The sequence below is a fragment of the Pseudomonas thermotolerans DSM 14292 genome (assembly GCF_000364625.1).
Classification (GTDB): domain Bacteria; phylum Pseudomonadota; class Gammaproteobacteria; order Pseudomonadales; family Pseudomonadaceae; genus Aquipseudomonas; species Aquipseudomonas thermotolerans.
In genome coordinates this window covers 24348-43309 of the sequence record NZ_KB822603.1, presented here as the reverse complement: position 1 = coordinate 43309, position 18962 = coordinate 24348, and the positions used below count along the sequence as shown (strand labels likewise).

At 68.8% G+C, this 18962-nt stretch carries 18 protein-coding genes; 4 read left to right on the top strand and 14 right to left on the bottom strand.

The genetic code is table 11. The annotated features are described in order from the left end of the window. The first annotated feature begins 31 nt into the window (after window positions 1-31). Window positions 32-457, top strand: a complete 426-nt coding sequence (locus tag H165_RS0105335; RefSeq protein ID WP_017937875.1) for a hypothetical protein — start codon at window positions 32-34, stop codon at window positions 455-457. Between the two features lie 10 nt (window positions 458-467). After that, on the top strand, window positions 468-800 hold the full coding sequence (locus tag H165_RS0105330; protein WP_017937874.1) for a YnfA family protein: 333 nt from the start codon (window positions 468-470) through the stop codon (window positions 798-800). A gap of 34 nt (window positions 801-834) precedes the next feature. Here the strand turns inward: H165_RS0105330 and H165_RS0105325 are convergent, their stop codons facing one another. From H165_RS0105325 to mnmC, 11 genes are all read right to left on the bottom strand, one after another. Further along, window positions 835-1065, bottom strand: a complete 231-nt coding sequence (locus tag H165_RS0105325; RefSeq protein ID WP_017937873.1) for a YheU family protein — start codon at window positions 1063-1065, stop codon at window positions 835-837. 57 nt (window positions 1066-1122) lie between these two features. Continuing rightward, window positions 1123-3873 carry a hybrid sensor histidine kinase/response regulator gene (locus H165_RS0105320; protein WP_026146384.1) on the bottom strand — a complete coding sequence of 917 codons (2751 nt, stop codon included), beginning with the start codon at window positions 3871-3873 and terminating at the stop codon, window positions 1123-1125. A gap of 94 nt (window positions 3874-3967) precedes the next feature. Continuing rightward, window positions 3968-5158 carry an osmoprotectant NAGGN system M42 family peptidase gene (locus H165_RS0105315; protein ID WP_017937871.1) on the bottom strand — a complete coding sequence of 397 codons (1191 nt, stop codon included), beginning with the start codon at window positions 5156-5158 and terminating at the stop codon, window positions 3968-3970. Between the two features lie 117 nt (window positions 5159-5275). After that, the gene (gene ngg / locus H165_RS0105310; protein ID WP_017937870.1) at window positions 5276-7018 is read right to left on the bottom strand and encodes an N-acetylglutaminylglutamine synthetase; all 1743 of its coding nucleotides are present in this window, start codon (window positions 7016-7018) and stop codon (window positions 5276-5278) included. Next, window positions 7018-8790 carry an N-acetylglutaminylglutamine amidotransferase gene (locus H165_RS0105305; RefSeq protein ID WP_026146383.1) on the bottom strand — a complete coding sequence of 591 codons (1773 nt, stop codon included), beginning with the start codon at window positions 8788-8790 and terminating at the stop codon, window positions 7018-7020. Before H165_RS0105305 ends, ngg begins: the two co-directional genes overlap by 1 nt. A 133-nt stretch (window positions 8791-8923) precedes the next feature. Next, complete coding sequence (locus tag H165_RS0105300) at window positions 8924-9616, bottom strand: MBL fold metallo-hydrolase (protein ID WP_017937868.1); 693 nt, start codon at window positions 9614-9616, stop codon at window positions 8924-8926. Between the two features lie 12 nt (window positions 9617-9628). Continuing rightward, window positions 9629-10366 carry a sulfite exporter TauE/SafE family protein gene (locus H165_RS0105295; RefSeq protein WP_017937867.1) on the bottom strand — a complete coding sequence of 246 codons (738 nt, stop codon included), beginning with the start codon at window positions 10364-10366 and terminating at the stop codon, window positions 9629-9631. Further along, window positions 10366-10908, bottom strand: coding sequence for a rhodanese-like domain-containing protein (locus tag H165_RS0105290; protein ID WP_017937866.1), 543 nt, complete (start codon window positions 10906-10908; stop codon window positions 10366-10368). The genes H165_RS0105295 and H165_RS0105290 overlap by 1 nt, the downstream gene beginning before the upstream one ends. 22 nt (window positions 10909-10930) lie before the next feature. Continuing rightward, the gene (locus tag H165_RS0105285; RefSeq protein ID WP_017937865.1) at window positions 10931-11197 is read right to left on the bottom strand and encodes a metal-sensing transcriptional repressor; all 267 of its coding nucleotides are present in this window, start codon (window positions 11195-11197) and stop codon (window positions 10931-10933) included. Window position 11198: 1 nt separating this feature from the next. Then, window positions 11199-11744 carry a Tll0287-like domain-containing protein gene (locus H165_RS0105280; protein ID WP_017937864.1) on the bottom strand — a complete coding sequence of 182 codons (546 nt, stop codon included), beginning with the start codon at window positions 11742-11744 and terminating at the stop codon, window positions 11199-11201. An 84-nt stretch (window positions 11745-11828) separates the two neighbouring features. After that, window positions 11829-13802: a bifunctional tRNA (5-methylaminomethyl-2-thiouridine)(34)-methyltransferase MnmC2/FAD-dependent 5-carboxymethylaminomethyl-2-thiouridine(34) oxidoreductase MnmC1 gene (gene mnmC / locus H165_RS0105275; RefSeq protein ID WP_017937863.1), complete on the bottom strand. Its 1974-nt coding sequence runs from the start codon at window positions 13800-13802 to the stop codon at window positions 11829-11831. A gap of 110 nt (window positions 13803-13912) precedes the next feature. Between mnmC and pap the strand changes: the two genes are divergently transcribed. Further along, the gene (gene pap / locus H165_RS0105270) at window positions 13913-15400 is read left to right on the top strand and encodes a polyphosphate:AMP phosphotransferase (RefSeq protein WP_017937862.1); all 1488 of its coding nucleotides are present in this window, start codon (window positions 13913-13915) and stop codon (window positions 15398-15400) included. Window positions 15401-15458: 58 nt separating this feature from the next. Here pap and H165_RS0105265 read toward each other — a convergent pair whose 3' ends face one another. After that, window positions 15459-15668, bottom strand: a complete 210-nt coding sequence (locus tag H165_RS0105265) for a DUF6316 family protein (RefSeq protein ID WP_017937861.1) — start codon at window positions 15666-15668, stop codon at window positions 15459-15461. Window positions 15669-15942: 274 nt separating this feature from the next. Here H165_RS0105265 and H165_RS0105260 point away from each other — a divergent pair, with 274 nt between their 5' ends. Next, a complete protein-coding gene (locus H165_RS0105260; protein ID WP_017937860.1) occupies window positions 15943-16908 on the top strand; it encodes a DMT family transporter in 966 nt (321 codons plus the stop codon). A gap of 9 nt (window positions 16909-16917) precedes the next feature. Here the strand turns inward: H165_RS0105260 and H165_RS0105255 are convergent, their stop codons facing one another. Both H165_RS0105255 and H165_RS0105250 read right to left on the bottom strand, forming a co-directional pair. Continuing rightward, complete coding sequence (locus tag H165_RS0105255; RefSeq protein ID WP_017937859.1) at window positions 16918-17544, bottom strand: NAD(P)H-dependent oxidoreductase; 627 nt, start codon at window positions 17542-17544, stop codon at window positions 16918-16920. Continuing rightward, window positions 17537-18931: a class II fumarate hydratase gene (locus H165_RS0105250; protein ID WP_017937858.1), complete on the bottom strand. Its 1395-nt coding sequence runs from the start codon at window positions 18929-18931 to the stop codon at window positions 17537-17539. Before H165_RS0105250 ends, H165_RS0105255 begins: the two co-directional genes overlap by 8 nt. Window positions 18932-18962 lie beyond the last annotated feature (31 nt).

Genomic DNA, 18962 nt, shown 5'->3' with positions numbered 1-18962 from the left:
TTGCGGCTGGAAGTTGGCAGGGAGTGAATCCGTGGAATCCGAATCCTTCGTCTATGGCTGCATCCGCGACTGGCCTTCGGCCGATCCCGAGCAGCGCCGCCAGCGTCGCGACAGCAACCGCCGCGCGCTGGATGCGCTACCGCGCGGAGAGGCTTGGCCCTTCCTCGGTCGTGAGATGTTCTCTTTCTGCGAGGTGCCCGGCCAGGGCATGTACCAGACCCAGCTGATCCACTTCGGCGCCAGCTACCAGGCGGTGGAGTACGAGTGGAAGCTGTGGGTCGAGCAGTTCGAGGCGCTGCTGCGGCGCCTCTACTGGGCCAGCGCGGTGGTCCACCTGGAGACCGAGTTGAACGGCAACCACACTTTCCGCTGGGAGTCGGAGAAGGGCTTCCATTCCCCCCACGACAGCCTGCGCGTGCGCTGCGCCTGGGAGCGTGAAGGTAGCCTGCACGGATGACCCCGAGCCGATGATCAACTACCTGTGGTTCTTCCTCGCCGCGCTCTTCGAGATTGGCGGCTGCTATGCCTTCTGGATGTGGCTGCGCCTGGGCCGCAGCGTCTGGTGGCTGGCCCCCGCGCTGCTCAGTCTGGCGCTGTTCGCGGCGCTGCTGACCCGTGTCGAGGCCAGCTACGCGGGGCGCGCCTACGCGGCCTACGGCGGCATCTACATCGTTTCGTCGCTGCTCTGGCTGGCCTGCATCGAGCGAACCCGGCCGCTGGCCAGCGACTGGCTGGGCGCCGCGCTCTGCGTGCTGGGCGCGAGCATAGTGCTGTTCGGCCCGCGCTTCTCGCAGCCTTGAGCGTGGCAGCCGCGCGTTCCGCGGCGTGCAGCCTTCAGTCCTCCAGCCACTCCTTCGGCACCTCGCGCTTCAGGGCCAGTTGGCACTGGCTGCTGGCTGCGTCGTAGACGATCACCGCCTCGCCCTTTTCCAATGCCCGGCGGACCCGTTCGACGCGGGTGGCCAGCGGCGTCTCGTCGCCGTTGTCGGTGCCGTCGCGGGTGACGAAGTCTTCGATCAGGCGGGTCAGGGTATCGGGTTCCAGCAGGTGGTGGGGGATCAGCATGGCGATGGTCTCCGGGACGGCGCGCGGATACTAGCAGGTCCGCAGTGGTGCTGCGCCTCAGCTCTCCAGGGGCTGCCTGGCTAGGTGCTGGTCCAGGGTGGCGTAGAGCAGCTCGCCGTCCAGCGGCTTGCCGAGGAAGTCGTCCATGCCGGCCTCCATGCCCTGCTGGCGGTGCTCGTCGAAGATGTGCGCGGTCAGGGCGATGATCGGTACCGGCGATAGCTGACGTTCCCGCTCCAGCTGGCGGATCTGCCGGGTGGCCTCGAAGCCGTCCATCTCCGGCATTTCGCAGTCCATGAGGATCAGCCGGATGGCCTCAGGGGTGCGCCGGTACTCTTCCAGGGCGGCGCGGCCGTTGTTGACCAGGCGCACCTGGTAGCCGCGCTTCTTGAGGAAGCCCTGGACCACCATCTGGTTCACCAGGTTGTCCTCGGCGACCAGGATGCAGGGCGCTTCGACACCTTCGCCGAGGCTGTCCGGTTGGGCCGGACGCGGCGTCCGGCGGCGCTCTACGTAGAGCTCCATGAGGGTTTCCCGTAAGGGGCGTAGGCTGAGGGGCAGGGTCAGGCCCTGCGCGCGTAGGCTGCGCTGAGCGGGCAGGCTCATGCCCTGATCCGGCGGACACAATAGCAGAATCCGCTGGTCGAGCTGCAGGCGCGGCAGCAGGGTGTCCAGCCAGTGCTCGGCGCTGCCCGGCCAGGGCGCCATCAGCACCAGCAGCGGCGGGCTGGGGAAGTCGTCGAAGCACTCCAGCAGGCGCTCGGGATTCTGGCAGCGCGCGGTGCGCATCCCCCAGCGGGCCAGCAGGCGTTCCAGGGCATCGAGGCCGAGGCCGTCCAGGGAGCAGAGCAGGGCGCTCTGGCCGCGCAGCAGACGTACCAGCTCGTCCTCCTCGGCCTCCCGGGCATCCAGGGGGATGTCGAAGGTGAAGCGGGTACCCTGGCCCAGGGTGCTGTGTACCTCGATGCAGCCCTTCATCATTTCCACCAGCTCCTTGCTGATCGCCAGGCCGAGGCCGCTGCCGCCGTAGCGCCGGGTGGTGCTGGAGTCGCCCTGGGCGAAGGACTCGAAGAGGTGCAGCTGTGCCTCGCGGGGAATGCCGATGCCGCTGTCGCTGACGGAGAACACCAGGCGTTCTGAATCGTCCAGGCTGGAGCGGCGGCAGACGTTGATCGCCACGTAGCCTTCCTGGGTGAACTTCAGGGCGTTGCTGAGCAGATTCATCAGCACCTGCTTGAGGCGTGTCGGGTCGCCGCGCAGGTGGCGCGGCACACCGGCCTCCAGGCTCAGGTAGAGGCGCAGGTTCTTGGCCAGGGCCTGGGCCGTGAACAGGCTGAGGGTGTCGGAGAGCAGCTCTTCGAGGTCGAAGTCGATGTGTTCCAGGTGCAGCTTGCCGGACTCGATGCGCGCGTAGTCGAGGATGTCGTTGATCACCGTCATCAGCGAGCTGCCGGAGCTGGAGATGGTGTCCACGTAGAAGCGCTGGGTGCGGTCCAGTGGGGTTTCCTTCAGGAGGTGCAGCATGCCCAGCACGCCGTTCAGCGGGGTGCGGATCTCGTGGCTCATCTTGGCCAGGAAGCGGCTCTTGGCCTTGTTCTCGCTGTCCGCCTGGGCGGCTGCCTGACGCGAGCGGAAGCCTTCCTCCTTGAGCAGATTGATGCGGTCGGCGAGTCCGATGGACAGGGTCATCAGCTCGATGGTCACGCCGATCTTCACCACCGCCGCGCCGTAGATGCCGAGCAGGCCGAGGCCCAGGGAGTCGCCGGTGATCTGCACGAAGGCGAACAACAGGATGCCCCAGGCCAGGATGTAGTAGATGCCGTAGCGCAGCCCCTGGCGCCACACGTAGAGGCCGCACAGCAGCAGGTACAGGGAGGTCAGGAGGGCCGCCAGGCTGGACAGCACGCCCCAGGAGCGCAGATCGAGTAGCAGGCCGCCGATCAGGCAGGCCGCCACCAGCAGCATCAGCACGCGCAGGCTCTGGTCGAGGTGCGCGGAGACCTGCTGGGTGTGCAGGAAGTGTCGGCTGAACTGCAGGGCGGCCAGGCAGTGCAGGTAGACGAACAGGTAGATGCCGTGGGCCTGCAGGCTCACCCAGTCGGGCAGCAAACGGAACAGCAGGCCGTCGAAGCTGATGGACATCAGGCCGACATTGAGGATGTACACCAGGTACCAGAAGTAGCTGCGCTCGCGCAGCGAGACGAACAGGAACAGGTTGTAGACGAACATGGCGAACAGCACCCCGTAGAAGGCGCCATTGAGGCCCATCAGCGGTTCCTGGGCTGCCGCGCTGGCGTCGTAGGTGCTGAAGTAGACCGGCAGGAACAGGGTGCTGGTGCTGTGCACGCGGATCAGCAGGGTGCTGACCCCGGGAGGCACCTCCAGGGGGAACCAGAAGTGGCGCACCTGCACCGGGCGTTGGGTGAAGGGGTAGCGATCGCCGGCGGTGAACAGCTGGCTGCGCCCGTCGGGACGGATCAGCTCGATGCGCAAGTCGTCGAGCAGCGGATAGTCGATCTCCAGGTAGCCGTGCAGCGGGTGGCCGTTGAGGTTGTTCAGGCGGGTGCGCAGCCACCAGATGGAGTCGTTCTTGCCCAGATTGGCGTGGACCCCGCTGACCGGCGTGAAGGCGCTATCCGGCAGGGCCAGCACTGCATCGCGGGAGCGGCTGCCGTCGGGGTCTTCCAGATAGCTGAGGTGCGGCCCCAGCGACAGGCGGACGTCATGGCTGTCCAGCCGTGCCAGGGGAGAGGCCCAGGAGGGCAGAGCGCAGCAGAGCAGCAGCAACACCAGGCAAAGTCGAGGCATCCCTGATCCTCTAGTGTTTCTGGTGGCCGTTCAGGGCAACTGTCGACGGCCTCTGTGACCATTGATGGCACTTTGCTCTTCTGCGCGCTTCTCTTCAAGTCTCCGGATCGCGTTGCCCGACCACGGCTTCCACCGGTGGGACGCGGGTCTCGCTTTCCATCTGCGCGTCGTGCTCCAGCTGGTGGCTGAAACTCTCCAGGGAGTCCTGGGTGACCTGGGCGTCGCTGGCGAACACCGGCGGGCTGAGCAGGTAGCCGGCGAGCAGGCGAGCGAGGGCGGCCAGGCTGTCGATGTGGGTGCGTTCGTAGCCGTGGGTGGCGTCGCAGCCGAAGGCCAGCAGCGCGGTGCGGATGTCGTGGCCGGCGGTGATCGCCGACTGGGCGTCGCTGTGGTAGTAGCGGAACAGGTCGCGCCGCACCGGGATATCCTGCTCGCGGGCCAGCTTCAGCAGGTGCCGGGACAGGTGGTAGTCGTAGGGCCCGCCGGAGTCCTGCAGGGCCACGGTGACGCTGTGCTCGTTGGACTGCTGGCCGGCGGCCACCGGGGCGATGTCGATGCCGACGAACTCGCTGACGTCCCAGGGCAGGGTGGCCGCCGCGCCGGAGCCCACCTCCTCGGTGATGGTGAAGATCGGGTGGCAGTCGATCAGCGGCTCCTGGCCGGATTCCAGCAGGGCTTTGAGGGCGGTGAGCAGGGCGGCGACGCCGGCCTTGTCGTCCAGATGGCGGGCGCTGATGTGGCCGCTCTCGGTGAACTCCGGCAGCGGGTCGAAGGCCACGAAGTCGCCGACCGCGATGCCCAGTGCCTCGCAGTCGGCGTGGGTGGCGCAGTAGGCGTCGACGCGCAGCTCGACGTGGTCCCAACTCACCGGCAGGTCGTCCACCCGGGTGTTGAAGGCGTGCCCGGAGGCCAGCAGCGGCAGCACGCTACCCCGGAGAAGGCCGTTGTCGGTGAACAGGCTGACCCGGCTGCCCTCGGCGAAGCGGCTCGACCAGCAGCCCACCGGCGCCAGTCCGAGGCGGCCGTTGTCCTTCAGTTCGCGGACGATGGCGCCGATGGTGTCGAGGTGCGCCGACACCGCGCGGTCCGGGCTGGACTGGCGGCCGGCCAGGGTGGCGCGGATGTTGCCCCGGCGGGTCAGCTCGAATGGCACGCCCAGTTCCTCGAGCCGCTCGGCGACGTAGCGCACGATGGTGTCGGTGAAGCCGGTAGGGCTGGGGATGGCGAGCAGTTCGAGCAGCACGCGCTTGAGGTAGTCGAGGTCGGGTTCGGGGCTTTTGGGCATATGGGCTCCTCGGGGGGCGACGGCTCGTGCCCTCACCCCCGGCCCCTCGCCCGTGAGCGGGAGAGGGGAGACGGCACTCCCTCTGTCTCTGGGAAAGGTCCGGGGAGAGGGCGGCGCTCAGCCGACTCCCTTGCTCAGCGGGAACAGCAGATCGATGAAGCGCTCGGCGGTCGGCTGCGGCTCGTGATTGGCCAGGCCGGCGCGTTCGTTGGCCTCGATGAACACGTAGTCGGGCTGGTCGGCGGCCTTCACCAGCAGGTCGACGCCGACCACCGGGATGTCCAGGGCCCGCGCCGCGGTGATCGCCGCCTCGGCCAGGGCGGGATGGAGGAGGGCCGTGACGTCCTCCAGGCTGCCGCCGGTGTGCAGGTTGGCGGTACGCCGCACGGCCAGGCGCTCGCCGGCCGGCAGCACGCTGTCGTAGCCGTAGCCGGCGGCGTGCAGGGTGCGCCGGGTCTCGGCATCCAGCGGGATGCGGCTTTCCCCGCCGGTGGCGGCCTGCCGGCGGCGACTCAGGGCCTTGATCAGCTGGGCGACGCTGTGCCGGCCGTCGCCGACGATTTCCGGCGGGCGGCGCAGGGCCGCGGCCACCACCTCGAAGCCGATCACCAGGATGCGCAGGTCACTACCGTCGTGGCAGCTCTCCAGCAGTACCCGGCGGTCGAAGCGGCGGGCCTGCTCGATGGCGGCCTGCAGCTCCTCCTCGCCGCGCAGGTCGACGGCCACCCCCTGGCCCTGCTCGCCGTTTACCGGCTTGACCACCACCCGGCGGTGCTCGGCGAGGAACGCGGCGTTCTCCGCCGGGGTGCCGGCCAGGCGCTGGGCTGGCAGGCAGAGGCCGGCGCGCGCGAGGGTGCGGTGGGTGAGCTGCTTGTCCTGGCAGAGGGTCAGGCTTACCGCGCTGGTCAGGTCCGACAGCGACTCCCGGCAACGCAGCCGGCGGCCGCCGTGGCTGAGGGTGAAGATGCCGCCTTCGGCGTCGTCGACCTGCACCTCAATGCCGCGCCGGCGTGCCTCGTCGACGATGATCCGGGCGTAGGGATTGAGCTCCGTCGCCGGGTCCGGGCCGAGATATAGCGGTTCGTTGAACACATTCTTGCGCTTGACCGCGAAGGTCGGCAGCTCGCGGAAGCCGAGCTTGGCGTACAGCGCCTTGGCCTGGCGGTTGTCGTGCATCACCGAGAGGTCCAGGCAGGCCAGGCCGCGGCCCATGAAGTGCTCGATCAGGTGGCGCACCAGGCTCTCGCCCACCCCCGGGCGGGTGCACTGCGGGTCCACTGCCAGGCACCACAGGCTACTGCCTGCCTCCGGGTCGTTGAACGCCTTACGGTGGTCGATGCCCATGACGCTGCCGATCACCGCGTTGCTGTCCTCGTCCTCGGCCAGCCAGTAGACCGGTCCGCCCAGGTGGTGCGGGGTGAGCAGTGCGGGTTGGACCGGCAGCATGCCGCGGCTCTGGTACAGGCAGTTGATCGCCTCCCAGTCGCTGTCCTGATGCGTGCGGCGGATGCGGAAGCCACGGAAGGTGCGGGTCGCCGGGCGGTAGTCGCTGAACCACAGGCGCAGGGTGTCGGAGGGATCGAGGAACAGCTGCTGCGGCGCGTAGGACAGCACCTTTTGCGGCGCGGCCACGTAGAGGGCGATGTCGCGTTCGCCGGGCCGCTCCCTGAGTAGTTCGTCGGCCAGGCTGCGCGAGTCGGGGAAGGTGTGGCCGACCAGCAGGCGGCCCCAGCCGCAGTGTAGGGCCACCGGCTCCTCGGGGTGCGCGCGACCGTCCTCGGCGAAGCGCGCCAGCAGGCGATCGTAGGACGGCGTCTGAATGCGCTGCAGGCGCTGGCTGATCTGGGAATGGGTACGCATCAGTGGATTCCTTGTTCGCTGAGCCACAGGTTGAGGGCAGCGAGCTGCCAGAGCTTGGAACCGCGCAGTGGGGTGAGCTGGCTCTCGGGGTCGCTGAGCAGCCGGTCGAGCATGCGTGGCTCGAACAGGCCGCGGTCCTGGCTGGGGTCGAGGAGCAGGTCGCGCACCCAGTCGAGGGTGGCACCCTGCAGGTGCTTGAGTCCGGGCACCGGGAAGTAGCCCTTGGGGCGGTCGATCACCTCGTGGGGGATGACCTTGCGCGCTGCCTCCTTGAGCACGTACTTGCCGCCGTCGGGGAGCTTGAAGCGCGCCGGGATGCGCGCCGAAAGCTCCACCAGGCGGTAGTCGAGGAACGGAGTGCGGGCTTCCAGCCCCCAGGCCATGGTCATGTTGTCGACGCGCTTCACCGGGTCGTCGACCAGCATCACCGTGCTGTCCAGGCGCAGTGCCTTATCCACCGCGGCGCTGGCGCCGGGGCGGGCGAAGTGCTCGCGGACGAAGGCGCCGGCATGGTCGTCGGTGAGCCAGGCCGGCTGCACGCAGGCGGCGTACTCGTCGTGATCACGGTCGAAAAAGGCCGTGCGGTAGGCGGCGACAGGGTCCTCGGCGCCGTCCACCTGCGGGTACCAGTGGTAGCCGGCGAACAGCTCGTCGGCGCCCTGGCCGCTCTGCACCACCTTGCAGTGCTTCGAGACTTCCCGCGAGAGCAGGTAGAAGGCGATGCAGTCGTGGCTGACCATCGGCTCGCTCATGGCCCGGAAGGCCGCCGGCAACTGCTTGATGATCTCGCTCTCGGCGATGCGCAACTGGTGGTGGCGGGTGGCGTAGTGGTTGGCGATCAGGTCCGAGTAGACGAACTCGTCGCCGCGCTCGCCGCCGGCGTCCGCGAAGCCGATGGAGAAGGTGGACAGCTGCGCGACGCCCGCCTCGCGGAGCAGCCCGACCAGCAGGCTGGAATCCACCCCACCGGAGAGCAGTACGCCGACCTCCACCGCCGCGCGCTGGCGGATTGCTACTGCCGAGCGCAGGGTTTGCAGGGTCAGCTCGCGCCAGTCGGCCAGTTCGAATGCCCGCTCCTCCTCGCGCGGGCCGTAGGTCGGCGCCCACCAGCAGTGCTGCTCGCGGCGGCCCTGGGCGTCGACGCGCAGCCAGGTGGCCGGCGGCAGTTTCTCCACGCTGGCGAGGATGGTGCGCGGCGCCGGCACCACGGCGTGGAAGTTGAGATAGAAGTTCAGCGCCACGGGATCGAGGCGGGTATCTAGGTCGCCGCCGGCGAGCAGTGCCGGCAGACTCGAGGCGAAGCGCAGGCGGCGCTCGTCGGCGGCCAGGTACAGCGGCTTCACGCCCAGGCGGTCGCGGGCGACGAACAGGCTCTGGCGATCGCGCTCCCAGATGGCGAAGGCGAACATGCCGTTCAGGCGCGGCAGCAGGTCGGCGCCCCAGGCGTGGTAGCCCTTGAGCAGCACTTCGGTGTCGCCGTCGGAATGGAAGCGATAGCCGAGCCGTTCCAGCTCGAGGCGCAGTTCGGGGTAGTTGTAGAGGGCGCCGTTGAAGGTCAGGGCCAGGCCCAGATCGTTATCGGTCATCGGCTGAGCCGAGGCGTCGGACAGCTCCATGATCCTCAGGCGGCGATGGCCGAGGGCGATCGGGCCCTGGCTGTGGAAGCCCCAGGCGTTCGGACCGCGGGGGGCCATGTGGTGGGTGATTCTTTCAAGGGTGGCCAGGTCGGCCGGTCGTTGGTCGAAGCGTAGTTCTCCAGCTATTCCGCACATTGTTCCTTACCGGTTTTGCCGTTGGGGATACCGCTTGCTTATGCAGGCAGTAAGGGTCCGACCGGCATCTTCCTGAATCGTTTAGATCGATTCGTTATATGCGGAACTTTTCGTGACCGCGGTATCCGGCGCTTCAGACCTGGCCGCAGGCCCGGTTGGCCGGCACGGCGATGTCCATCAGCTCGGGGGGCAGCAGCTTCAGGCTGGCCATCAGCTCGACGTAGGCCTCGACGTCCGCCACCTGTAGGCGCGGGTTGTGGGCGGCTTCCTCGGCAATGCTGGAACGGGTCCAGCCCTTGTAGTCATGGCCCGGCCACACCTCGGTGTCGCCGGGCAGCGCCAACAGGCGCTGCAGGCTGGCCCACTGGGCGCGGGCGTCGCCGTTCTGGAAGTCGGTGCGGCCGGTGCCACGGATCAGCAGGGTGTCGCCGGAGAACAGCTTCGCCGGCTCCCGGGCGTCGCCTGGCAGCAGGAAGCAGTAGGAGTCGTCGGTGTGTCCCGGTGTGTGCCAGGCGACCAGTTCCCGCCCGCCGAAGGCCAGGCGCTGGCCTTCGACGAAGGTGAAGCTGGCGCAGGCGCTGCCGCTCTGCGCGCCGATGCCGGTTCGGCAGCCGGTGGCGTCGCGCAGGTCGCCGAGGGCGGTGATGTGGTCGGCGTGGGTATGGGTATCCAGCGCCAGCAGCAGGCGCAGGTCCAGTTCGCGGAGCAGGCGCAGGTAATCGTCCTGCTTGTCCTTGACCGGGTCGATCAGCAGCGCCTCGCCCCGGTCGGCGAGCAGGTAGGTGTAGGTCGAGCTGGTGCTATCGAAGAGTTGGCGGAACAGCATTTCGAATCCCTCCTAGAACAGTTTTTGTCCGGCCAGCGTTAGGCTGGCGGCCACCAGCAGCAGGGCGAAGATGCGTTGCAGCAGCGGGCCGCCGAGGCGTAGCGCCAACTGGTTGCCGAGCAGTACGCCGAGCGCGCCGCCGGCCGCCAGGCTGCCGAGCAGCAGCGGTGACGGGTGGGCATGGGTCAGGTAGAGCAGGAAGCCGCCGCCGGAGACCAGGGCGATCACCGCCATCGAGGTGGCCGCCGCCGCGAGTATCGACAGCGGGGTGAACCACAGCAGCGCCGGCACGATCAGGAAACCGCCGCCGACACCCATCAGTCCCGACAGTACGCCGACCCCCAGGCCGATGGCGAGCAGTGGCAGGCTGCGCAGCGGTCCGTTGCCGGAGCGCGGCAGCTCGGCGCTGCGCCACAGGCGCCATGCCGACCACAGCACCAGGACGCAGAACGCCACCAGCAGCGCGGCTTCGGGGACGAAGCGCCCCAGCCACTGGCCGAAGGCGTTGCCGGGCAGGCCGGCGAGGCTGAGCAACAGCACCGGCAGCCAGGCCACTTGACCCTGGCGGGCACGCGGCATGGCGCCGATCAGGGCGGTGAGGGCCACCGCGCCGAGGCTGACGCCGATGGCATCGCGCAGCGGCAGATGCAGGCTGAGCAGCAGCGGCAGGGCGACCAGCGAACCGCCGGCGCCGGTGAGGCCGAGCAGTAGGCCGAGCAGTGCGCCGATGCCGAGGGATTCGAGGAACATCAGCGGTTCCAGGGCATGCGCGCCAGCAACAGAGCCAGGCCGCAGGTGCCGCTGAGCCCGGCGAAGGTCAGCCCGGCGCCGACGAAGGCGGAGAGGCCGTACCAGCCCGGGTGCAGCCAGGTGCCGAGGATTACCCCGAGCAACACCAGGCTGCCGGCAGCGATCTGTACCTGGCGCTGCAATCCGATCACGCCGCCACCGCTGCCTTCGCCCGGCAAACCGCAAGCCAGGCAGGCTTCGGTGCCGCCTTCGATCACCTGCACTCCCGGCAACAGGCCGTGTAGGCGTTCGGCGGCCTGGCGGGCGCGCTGGCCCCGCTGACAGACCAGGTACAGCTCGTCGCCGGCTTGCAGGCCCTCGGCGCGGAGCTGGGCGACCAGGCGTGCCGGATCGAGGCGGTCCAGGGGCACGTTGCGGGCACCGGCGACATGCCCGGCACGGAATTCCGCCGGGCTGCGCACGTCGATCAGGAAGCGCACGCGGCCTTCCTGGCGGGCAGTGGCGAAACGCGAGGCGTCGATCAGGCGGATGTCGTCGCTCATCTTTAGGTACTCCCCAGGAGTATCAGGTGTATTTGGTGAAGATGGCGCGCACGCGGGCCAGGGTCTCGGCATCGTCGCGCGCGGGGTCGAGCACGGTTTCCTCGAGCAGGCACGCGAGCATCTCCTGGTAGGCCTTGTCCAGGGCCTTACGCGCGGCGGCGAACTGCTGGGCGATGGCCTCGCATTCCTCGCCGCGGCGGATCATCGCCTGGATGCCGCGGATCTGGCCCTCGACGCGGGCCAGGCGCTTGAGCATGGCGTCCTGCTGCTGGGTGTTGGGGGTAGTCATCTCAGGGCTCCAGGGGGCGGCGCAGGGTGAAGGCGCCGCGCAGTTCGCCGGCGGCGAAGCCGCGGGCCTGATCCTGCGGGTAGTGACGGTCGAGCAGCCTCACCAGCTCGGGTTTGATCGCGCTGCCGTGGCAGGCCAGGCAGGGCTCGCCGGTGGCGATGGCACGCATGTAGCGGAATTCGCCGTCCACCACTTCGGCACGGCTCAGGCTGGCGACAGACTCGCCGGCCTGGCTGCGGCGCTGAAAATCTTCCAGCACGGCCTGCTCCCAGGCATCCGGGCGGTTGTCCGGGTTGCGCAGGCGCAGGGCGGTTCGCCCCACTTTCCAGGGGGCGACGCTGTGCTGCTGGGCGATGCCGGGGGCCAGCTGGCGGCAGGCTTCGACGGCCTGTATCGGACCGCCTGCGGCGACCGCGGTCTGCACGCTGGCCAGCAGCTGTTGCTGGAACGGCGGGATCAGGGCTTCGGCCTCGCCGCGCAGCTGTGCCAGGTCGGCGGCCTGGGCGAGCAGCGGGGCACAGCAGAGCAGGGTGGTGAACAGGCGCATCGGCATACTCCCTATCAATATACTGGGTGGAGTATATGTTGGATGCCAAAAAAGGCAACCGTCGTTCGTCGCGTCAGCCTGCGGTCATTGGCCGCGGATCAGCTTGCGCAGCAGGAAACGGTTGGGGTGGCAGGCCTCGGCCACCTCGCGCGGCAGGGGCAGCGGTTCGTCGTCCAGCCAGGCGGCCAGCAGCTCGGCGGCCAGTGGCGCAGTGATCAGCCCGCGGGAGCCGTGGGCGGTATTGACGTACAGGCCGTCCAGCCAGGGGCAGGGGGTGTCCGGCACCTGGCGGGCGTCCCGGGCGAGCACCGCGTAGGCGGCGGCAAAGGCCTCGGCATCGGCGAGCGGGCCGACGATGGGCAGGTAGTCCGGACTGGTGCAGCGGAAGGCGGCGCGGCCCTCCAGGTGTTCGGGGACGAGCTGCTCGGCGCCCACGCGGCGAGCCAGGTCGGCGGAGATCTCCTCCAACAGGGTCAGGTTGCTGACGTGTTCGGCGACGGTGGGGATCGGTTCGCTGCCGACGAAGTCGAAGCTGGCGCCGAGGGTGTGCTCGTCGTTGCGCGGTGGCGCGACGTAGCCCTCGGCACAGACCACGGTGCGCAGGGCCCGGGACTCTGCGCTGGCCGGCAGGCGGGTGATCTGCCCGCGGATGCGCTTGAGCGGCAGGCCGGCGGCCTGCGGGAAGCGGCCGACCTCGGCGGCGCCGGCCAGGACCGCCACCGGCGCCTCGGCGAGCAGGCGCTCGCCGTCCAGGGCCTGCCAGCGGTCACCGTCGCGACGTAGTTCCACTGCTTCCTGATGGGGTAGCAGGCGGATGTTCGGGTGTGTCGCCAGCAGCCGGCACAGCGCCGGCGGATGCAGCCAGCCGGCTTCGGGGAAGAACAGCCCGCCGGCCGGCAGGCCGATGCCGGCCAGGGTCTCGGCCTCCTCGCGGCTCACCGCGCGCAGCAGATCGACGGGGAAGGCTGCGGCCAGCCGGGCCTGGCGTGCCGCCTCCTTGGCGTCGAAGGCCAGCTGCAGCACGCCGCAGGCGTCCCAGTCCTGGCCGCGCTGCAGGCGCTCGACGATCCGGCGGGTGTAGCCGAAGCCGCTGACCACCAGCCGCGACAGTTGGGTGCCGTGGGCGGACAGCTTGAGGTAGAGCACCCCCTGGGGGTTGCCGGAGCCTTCCTCGGCGAGCCCAGCGTGGCGTTCCAGCAGGCTCACCTGCCAGCCGCGGGCGGCCAGGCTGGCGGCGGTGGCGCAGCCGGCCAGCCCGCCACCAATCACCAGGGCCTCACGGCGCGCCGCAGGCCATGTCGGACGGGCGAACCAGGGCTTGCCGGCCGGCGCCGGGCTACCCGTGAAGCGCCCGCGCATCACCTCGCGCTTCCTGCCCGTGCCGGGAATGCGCTGCATGTCGAAGCCGGCGGCGATCAGCCCCCGGCGCACGAAGCCGGCGCTGGTGAAGGTGCCCAGGGTGGTGCCGGGGACCGAGAGACGAGCCAGCTCGGCGAACAGCTCGGCGTTCCACATCTGCGGGTTCTTGGCCGGGGCGAAGCCGTCGAGGAACCAGGCGTCGATGTGCCCGTCCAGCTGGCGCAGGCAGTCCCGGGCATCGCCGATCAGCAGGGTCAGCACCACCCGGCCGCCGTCCAGCAGCAGGCGCTGGAAGCCCGGATGGATGGCCCGGTACTGATCCAGCAGGCGCGCGGAGTAGGGGGCCAGGTGCGGCCAGAGGGCGAGGGCACGCTCGAGGTCGGCACGGGTCAGCGGGTACTTCTCGACGCTGACGAAGTGCAGACGGGCGCTGGCCGGCGCCGTGCGCTCGAACAGCTCCCAGGCGCAGAGGAAGTTCATCCCGGTACCGAAGCCGGTCTCGCCGATCACCAGGCGGCCGCCCTCGGGCAGTGCGGCGAAGCGTTCGGCCAGGTGGTTGCCGGCGAGGAACACGTGGCGGGTCTCCTCCAGACCGTCGGCGCGGGAGAAGTAGACGTCGTCGAACTGCCGGGAATGGGGTAGCCCCTGCTCGTCCCAGTCGATGCGGGCGTGGCTGAAGGTGTCGGGTGTCTCGGACATGGCGGGCCTCATGGACGGGAGGCGCATTCTAGCCGATCCGCCCCATGCCGGAGCCGAGCGGTTCAGAGACGACTTCGCTAGGCTAGGGGGATCCAGTCAGGGGGAGTTCCATGTTCGAGTCAGCAGAGATCGGCCATAGCGTCGACAAGGAAACCTACGAGCAGGCGGTCGCCACGCTGCGCGAGGCGCTGCTCGCCGCCCAGTTCGAACTCCGGGAACAGGCGCGCTTCCCGGTGATCCTGATGATCAACGGCATCGAGGGGGCCGGCAAGGGTGAGACGGTCAAACTGCTCAACGAGTGGATGGATCCGCGGCAGATCCAGGTGGAGGGCTTTCTGCTGCCCACCGACGAGGAGCTGGCGCGACCGCCGCAGTGGCGCTACTGGCGGCGCCTGCCGCCGAAGGGCAAGATCGGCATCTTCTTCGGCAACTGGTACAGCGAGCTGCTGGTCGCCCGGGCCCAGGGGCGGATCAAGAAGGACCGCCTGGAGCAGGCGATGGAGGAGATCGTCCGCGTCGAGCGGATGCTCAGCGACGAGGGCGCGCTGATCCTCAAGTTCTGGTTCCACCTGTCCAAGAAGCAGCTGAAGAGGCGCCTCCGAGAACTGGCCGACGACCCCCGGCAGAGCTGGCAGATCAGCGTGCTGGACTGGGCCCAGGCCAAGGTCTACGACAAGATCGTGGAGACCGCCGAGCTGGTCCTGCGGCGCACCAGCCAGGATTTCGCGCCCTGGTACGTGATCGCCGGGGCGGACCCGCGCTACCGCAGCCTGAGTGTCGGGCGCATCCTCCTCGACAGCCTGCAGGTGGCGCTCAAGAACCGTCGGCACCACAGGGTCAATCCGCATTGCGCGCCGCTGGTTTCCAGTATCGACCAGCGCGGCCTGCTGGACAGCCTGGACCTGTCCCTGAGCCTGGGCAAGGACGAGTACCGGGAGCAGCTGCTGGCCGAGCAGATCCGCCTGAACGGCCTGATTCGCGACAAGCGCTTCCGCCGCCACGCGCTGGTGCTGGTCTTCGAGGGCAACGACGCGGCCGGCAAGGGGGGCGCCATCCGTCGCGTCACCGAGGCCCTGGACCCGCGTCAGTACCGCATCGTGCCGATCGCCGCGCCCACCGAGGAGGAGCGCGCCCAGCCCTACCTGTGGCGCTTCTGGCGGCACGTGCCGGCCAGGCGCGGGATCACCATCTTCGACCGCTCCTGGTACGGCCGGGTGTTGGTGGAGCGGGTCGAGGGCTTTTGCTCGGAAGCCGACTGGATGCGCGCCTACGGCGAGATCAATGACTTCGAGGAACACCTGCAGCGGCACGGCGTGATCGTCGTGAAGTTCTGGCTGGCGATCGACAAGGACACCCAGTACCAGCGCTTCAAGGAGCGCGAGAGCATGCCCTTCAAACGCTACAAGATCACCGACGAGGACTGGCGCAACCGCGAGAAGTGGGACCTCTACGTGGATGCGGTGGAGGACATGGTGGACCGTACCAGCACCGCGCTGGCGCCCTGGACCCTGGTGGAGGCCAACGACAAGCGCCATGCGCGGGTCAAGGTGCTGCGCACCATCAATGAGGCCCTGGAGAAGGCCCTGGCGCGGGATTGAAGCGTTCCGCAAACGACGAAACCGCGCTGGGCGCGGTTTCTCATGCCCGCTCAGGGGCTCAGAAGTTGCGGCTTTCCAGCAGGCCCTGGGCCTGGCGCTGGCGGAGGATATAGCGCTGGATCTCCCGCTCCGCGTCCAAGCGGGTGAAATAGGGACCTTCCAGGGTGCCTTCACGGGTGGAGAAGAAATGCTGGCCGTTCACCGTGCTGATCCGGCCGCTACGGTAGTAGGTGCCGGGACCGAGGTCGGTCTCGCGCTGTACGTACATGGCAATACCTCGTCTACGAAACGGGCGATATTGGAATTGTGGCGGGACTCTAGCGGGCTGCCATGGGTGTCGACAAGTGGTCGCAGTTATCCGCGTGATCGGCACAATTGCCAGGGCATTCGCATAAATTTGGCGCCGACTTCGTGATGCGGCAGGACGAGCGATACAGTTGCGGTCGATCAGCCTTCCGAGCTGTTACTGTGCCGCTGGGAGCAGGCTGTCTAGAATGAGTCCTTTTCCGGCTCTGCCGGCCCTGCCTGTCTGGACGTCTGCCATGCACATCTCCTCCGGCCGTTGGCTCTACGGCCTGTTCCTCGCCCTGGTCACCGCCGTGCTCTGGGGCATCCTGCCCATCAAGCTCAAGGAGGTCCTGCGGGTCATGGACCCGGTGACCGTGACCTGGTATCGCCTGTTGGTTTCCGGCGCCCTGCTGTTCCTCTACCTGGCCGCCAGTCGTCGCCTGCCCAGCTTCGCCGCCCTCGGCCGCAACGGCCGTTGGCTGCTGGGACTGGCCATCGCCGGGTTGACCGGCAATTACGTGCTCTACCTGTTCGGCCTGGATATGCTCAGCCCGGGCACTACCCAACTGGTCATTCAGGTGGCGCCGGTGCTGTTCCTGATCAGCAGCCTGTTCGTGTTCCGCGAGCGTTTCAGCCTCGGCCAGGGCCTCGGCTTGCTGGTGATGTTGGGCGGCTTCGGACTGTTCTTCAACCAGCGCCTGGACGAGCTGTTCAGCTCCATGACCCGCTATACGACCGGGGTGCTGGTGGTGCTCGGAGCGGCCTTCGTCTGGACCTTCTACGGCCTGGCGCAGAAGCAACTGCTCACCGTCTGGCACTCGGTGCAGATCATGATGGTGATCTATCTGGGCTGCGCCCTGCTGCTCACCCCCTGGGCCCAGCCGCGCCAAGTGCTGGAGCTGAGCCCGCTGCAGGGCTGGCTACTGCTCGCCTGCTGCCTGAACACCCTGGTCGCCTACGGCGCCTTCGCCGAGGCCCTGGCTCACTGGGAGGCGTCGCGGGTCAGCGCGACCCTGGCCATCACCCCGCTGGTGACCTTCGTCGCGGTGGCCGGCGCCGCGGTGCTATGGCCCGAACACGTCGAACCGGAGACGCTCAACCTGCTTGCTTATCTGGGCGCGCTGCTGGTGGTGCTGGGCTCGGCGACCATCGCCCTGGCGCCCTCGCTGCTGCGCAGCTATCGGGCGCGTCGGGCGAGGCCGGGGTTGCAGAGCCTCTGACGGGGGGATTCAGACGCGGCTGCCGAGCTGCTCGGCGCGCCGCAGCCAGTCCTGGCGCTGGGCCTCGGAGGAGGGGCGCACCGGGGCGAACTCCGCCAGCCGGCGGGTCTTGATTCCGCAGAAGCCGAGGATGGTGCGCACCATCTGGCGGTGTGCCGGGGCGCCGTAGATCCAGCGGAAGTACCAGCGCGGCGTGTCCAGGGTGACCAGCAGGTCGGCGGTGCGCCCGCTGAGCAGCTTGTCCCACGACTGGCTGCGGCGCTGGTCGCGGTAGCGGAAGGCGAAGCCGGGCAGGAACACCCTCTCTAAGAAGCCCTTGAGCAGCGCCGGCAGGCCACCCCACCACACCGGGTAGACGAATACCAGGTGCTCGGCCCAGTGGATCTGCCGCTGTGCTTCGAGCAGGTCGGGTTCGAGGGTCTGGTTGTGGTCGTAGCCGCCGTGCAGCACCGGGTCGAAGCGCAGCTCGCCGAGCTTCAGCTGGCGCACCACGTGGCCTTCGCGGCGCGCACCCAGGGCATAGGCTTCGGCGAGGGCGTGGCAGAGGCTGTCGCTCTTCGGCGTGCCGAGCACCAGAAGGATGCGCTTGCCATCGCCTTCCAGGGGGGTGGCGCCATGCTTCGTCACCTCAGCCATGCTGTCCGCTCCCCAGCATGTTCTCCGGGCGCACCCAAGCGTCGAACTGCGCCTCGTCCAGGTAGCCCAGAGCCAGAGCGGCCTCGCGCAGAGTGATGCCCTCGGCGTAGGCCTTCTTGGCGATCTCCGCGGCCTTGTCGTAGCCGATATGCGGGTTCAGCGCGGTGACCAGCATCAGGCCGCGCTCCAAGTGTTCGGCCATCTTCCGTGCGTCCGGCTCCAGGCCGGCGACGCAGTGCTGCTGGAAGTTGCGGCAGCCGTCGGCGAGCAGGCGGATGGACTGCAGCAAGTTGTGGACGATCACCGGTTTGAAGACGTTCAGCTGCAGGTGGCCCTGGCTGGCGGCGAAGCCGATGCAGGCGTCGTTGCCGAGCACCTGGCAGGCGATCATCGATAGCGCCTCGCACTGGGTGGGGTTGACCTTGCCGGGCATGATCGAGCTACCCGGCTCGTTGGCCGGCAGCTTGACCTCGGCGAAGCCGGCGCGCGGTCCGGAACCGAGCAGGCGCAGGTCGTTGGCGAGCTTCATCAGCGCCACGGCGAGGGTCTTCAGCGCGCCGGACAGCGCCACCAGTGGCTCGTGCCCGGCCAGAGCGGCGAACTTGTTGGGCGCGCTGCTCAGCGGCAGGCCGGAAAGCGCGGCCAGCTCAGCGGCCATCGCCTCGGCGAAGCCCTTCGGAGCGTTCAGCCCGGTGCCCACCGCGGTGCCGCCCTGGGCTAGCTCGTACATGGCCGGCAGCGCTGCGCGGATGGCCCGCTCGGCATGGTCGAGCTGGGCGACGAAGGCCGACAGTTCCTGGCCGAAGGTGATCGGCGTGGCGTCCATCAGGTGGGTACGACCGGTCTTCACCAGCTGCGTGTGGCGAGCGGCCTGCTCGGCAAGACCGCCGGACAGCTCGGCGATGGCCGGCAGCAGGTCGTGCTGCACGGCGCGCACCGTGGCGATGTGCATGGCGGTGGGGAAGCTGTCGTTGGAGCTCTGCGAGCGGTTGACGTGGTCGTTGGGGTGTACCGGGCTTTTGCCTCCGCGCCCCTTGCCGGCCAGTTCGTTGGCGCGCCCGGCGATCACCTCGTTGACGTTCATGTTGGTCTGGGTGCCGCTACCGGTCTGCCAGACCCGCAGTGGGAACTGGTCGTCGTGTTGGCCGGCGATCACCTCGTCGGCGGCTTGTTCGATCAGCCGGGCGATGTCCGCCGGCAGGTCGCCGTTGCGGCTGTTGACCCGGGCGGCGGCCTTTTTGATCAGCGCCAGCGCGTGGATCACGGCGATCGGCATGCGTTCCTCGCCGATGGCGAAGTTGATCAGGGAACGCTGGGTTTGGGCCCCCCAGTACACCTCCTCGGCGACTTCGATGGGGCCAATGCTGTCGGTTTCGATACGGCTCATGATGATTTCTCCTGACGGTCTTCCGGCAGTT

Coding starts and splice junctions, on each gene's coding strand:
- H165_RS0105330 (WP_017937874.1), top strand. CDS start 468: ATGATCAACTACCTGTGGTTCTTCCTCGCCGCGCTCTTCGAGATTGGC.
- H165_RS0105325 (WP_017937873.1), bottom strand. CDS start 1,065: ATGCTGATCCCCCACCACCTGCTGGAACCCGATACCCTGACCCGCCTG.
- H165_RS0105320 (WP_026146384.1), bottom strand. CDS start 3,873: ATGCCTCGACTTTGCCTGGTGTTGCTGCTGCTCTGCTGCGCTCTGCCC.
- H165_RS0105315 (WP_017937871.1), bottom strand. CDS start 5,158: ATGCCCAAAAGCCCCGAACCCGACCTCGACTACCTCAAGCGCGTGCTG.
- ngg (WP_017937870.1), bottom strand. CDS start 7,018: ATGCGTACCCATTCCCAGATCAGCCAGCGCCTGCAGCGCATTCAGACG.
- H165_RS0105305 (WP_026146383.1), bottom strand. CDS start 8,790: ATGTGCGGAATAGCTGGAGAACTACGCTTCGACCAACGACCGGCCGAC.
- H165_RS0105300 (WP_017937868.1), bottom strand. CDS start 9,616: ATGCTGTTCCGCCAACTCTTCGATAGCACCAGCTCGACCTACACCTAC.
- H165_RS0105295 (WP_017937867.1), bottom strand. CDS start 10,366: ATGTTCCTCGAATCCCTCGGCATCGGCGCACTGCTCGGCCTACTGCTC.
- H165_RS0105290 (WP_017937866.1), bottom strand. CDS start 10,908: ATGAGCGACGACATCCGCCTGATCGACGCCTCGCGTTTCGCCACTGCC.
- H165_RS0105285 (WP_017937865.1), bottom strand. CDS start 11,197: ATGACTACCCCCAACACCCAGCAGCAGGACGCCATGCTCAAGCGCCTG.
- H165_RS0105280 (WP_017937864.1), bottom strand. CDS start 11,744: ATGCGCCTGTTCACCACCCTGCTCTGCTGTGCCCCGCTGCTCGCCCAG.
- mnmC (WP_017937863.1), bottom strand. CDS start 13,802: ATGTCCGAGACACCCGACACCTTCAGCCACGCCCGCATCGACTGGGAC.
- pap (WP_017937862.1), top strand. CDS start 13,913: ATGTTCGAGTCAGCAGAGATCGGCCATAGCGTCGACAAGGAAACCTAC.
- H165_RS0105265 (WP_017937861.1), bottom strand. CDS start 15,668: ATGTACGTACAGCGCGAGACCGACCTCGGTCCCGGCACCTACTACCGT.
- H165_RS0105260 (WP_017937860.1), top strand. CDS start 15,943: ATGCACATCTCCTCCGGCCGTTGGCTCTACGGCCTGTTCCTCGCCCTG.
- H165_RS0105255 (WP_017937859.1), bottom strand. CDS start 17,544: ATGGCTGAGGTGACGAAGCATGGCGCCACCCCCCTGGAAGGCGATGGC.
- H165_RS0105250 (WP_017937858.1), bottom strand. CDS start 18,931: ATGAGCCGTATCGAAACCGACAGCATTGGCCCCATCGAAGTCGCCGAG.